The organism is Megasphaera sp. MJR8396C (assembly GCF_001546855.1).
Taxonomy (GTDB): Bacteria; Bacillota; Negativicutes; order Veillonellales; family Megasphaeraceae; genus Megasphaera.
Window position 1 is genome coordinate 1 of record NZ_KQ958146.1, and the last position, 1,307, is coordinate 1,307.

1 protein-coding gene is annotated in these 1,307 nt (G+C 47.0%); it reads right to left on the reverse strand.

Going from position 1 to position 1,307, the window contains the following annotated elements:
* Window positions 1-535: 535 nt before the first annotated feature.
* A partial coding sequence (locus HMPREF3201_RS01070; RefSeq protein ID WP_197408243.1) for an autotransporter domain-containing protein occupies window positions 536-1,307 on the reverse strand: 772 nt, incomplete at its 5' end.

A 1,307-nucleotide genomic window follows, 5' to 3' on the forward strand; every position in this document is an offset into this window, starting at 1 on the left:
ATCCAATGATGACCGTATCGGAGCTATGAATATCCAACATCTTGGTACGATGTGGATTTCCGGAGACAATCACCCTCGTTACGAGAGAAAAACGACTGCCTCGGAGTAAATCTCCTTGGCAAAACGGGCATCGTCAACTGCCCGATGATGTAGGCAGAATTAGGGAGATGTTGTTCTCAGCATCGCTACCACCTATGTTTTTCTGACTTACAAGCTCCCGCTTCTATAAGAGGGAGTCGTTGACCATATGCTCATAAATATTGCCTCTTATTTTTCTGTCATATGTATAAATTATCTCACTTATATTTCCATTGTAAGTGCATTATATGTATATTACAAGTTAATAATGGCTTTCCATAATGCATTATCTATAATGGAGTGACTTAGTCTATGATAAAATTTCATGTTGAGGCTATGAATCAAGGAAATTCGATAAAACCATATAAAACCAAACCCCTTCATAGACGCTGTCAGGCATCCATGAAGGGGTTGCACATCTTTTAAACTCTATAAAATTGAATCGGAAATAACTTACTTAGAACTTCCAGGCGATGCCGCCGTTGAATTCCCAATCGTTGCTGTAGGTTCCGCTGAACTTGCGTTCAAATTCAAACCACAGGCTGCTGGCCGGGCTTAATTCTGTCGTAAGGCCAGCACCTAAGTCGTACCAGGTGTCCTTGCCGTCACGGGAGTAATTGATTCGTTCCAAGCCGTTTGAGGAGGTCAACATGATACCGCCGTCACCGGAGAATTCGTGGAGGATGTCGCCTTTCACGTACCAGCTCGTTTTTTCATTAATATTCTGTCCCAGACGGAAGCCTAATCGACCGATGAAGCTGTTGACGCTGTCTAAGTCGTGGTTGATACCGTCGCTGCTGGTATAGGACTTGCTGTTCATGTGCGTGTATTGTAACTGTGCTTGCGGCTCAAAGTACCAACCGTCTTTCAAATCGTAGTTACGGCCCGTTTCGACACTGGCCTGTTGATACCAGGTGCCGAAGGAGCTGTCCGACTGATCGCCGTTGACCAGGAAGGTATGGCTGTTGCCCATGACCTTGCCGATGCGGCCGACAAAGTCGACATACCGGCCATCATTTCCGAGCCAGGTGTGGTAGAGAGCACCACTGTAGCGGTTGTACTTCCCATTTCCATCAGCAAAGGAGTCCGTGCTGCGAAGATAGGTGAAGACAGTTCCCTGATGAACCGTGCTGCCGTCGCTGCGGGTCATGACAAAGTCTTTGCCCAATTCAAAGCGGTTGCTGTGACCGGAGTAGGAGTCGCGGTCCTGATGGGTATAGGTCGTGCGA